This window comes from Streptomyces sparsus, assembly GCF_054776295.1.
This window is the reverse complement of sequence record NZ_BAAHCA010001470.1, coordinates 1-810: the sequence shown is the minus strand read 5'-3', so window position 1 is coordinate 810 and position 810 is coordinate 1. Positions and strand designations below refer to the sequence as shown.

1 protein-coding gene is annotated in these 810 nt (G+C 77.3%); it reads right to left on the bottom strand.

The genetic code is table 11. From position 1 onward, the window contains the following. Positions 1 to 20: 20 nt before the first annotated feature. Positions 21 to 810, bottom strand: a 790-nt coding sequence (locus tag ACYVE9_RS29090; RefSeq protein ID WP_461030867.1) for an ATP-dependent helicase C-terminal domain-containing protein, incomplete at its 5' end; no start/stop codon positions are given.

Genomic DNA, 810 nt, shown 5'->3' with positions numbered 1-810 from the left:
GGCAGCGGGCGCCGAGGCGGTCAACGCCGAGGCGCCACCCGCCTGGTCGCCTGGGCACTGGCCGGGTCCTCCGGCCACGAGTGGCGGGGGTACCGGCCGCGCAGCTCGGCCCGGACCGCGCGGTAGCCGTCCCGCCAGAACGACTCCAGATCAGCGGTGACCGCAGCCGGCCGGCCCGCGGGCGAAAGCAGGTGGATGAGCAGCGGAACCCGCCCGTCCGCCAGCCGTGGGGTCGCCGTCCAGCCGAACAGCTCCTGCAACCGTGCGGCGAGCACGGGTTGCTCACCGTCGTAGTCGATCCGCACCCGCGAACCGGAAGGCACCTCGACGCGCTCCGGCGCCCACTCGTCCAGACGCGCCGCGGCCCCTCCCGCCCACGGCAACAGTCCGCGCAGCAGCGACACCGTGTCCACCGAGCCCGGCCGCCCACCGGCCAGCCACTCGTCGGCCCGGGCCAGCAGCGCCCGGTCCGACACGTCCGGCCACGGCGCACCCAGTTCCCGGTGCAGGAACGCCATGCGGCGGCGCAACGCGACGGCGGCGGGCGGCCAGTGCAGCAACCCCAGACCCTCCTTGCGGAGCGCGTCGAGCAGTGCCGCCCGTACCTGCGCCGCAGGCGGCGCGGCGCTGTTCCGGGACGACAGCTCCACCGCCCCCAGGCGCGTCACCTCCCGGGCCACCACCGCGCGACGCCCACCGTCCCACCGCACCTCGGTCTGCTCCCGGTACAGGGCGGAGGCCGCCAACCGGGCGGTGGGCTCGTCGATCGGCGCCGCCAGGGTGACCCGCGCGGTGGCCGCGCCCGCCGGC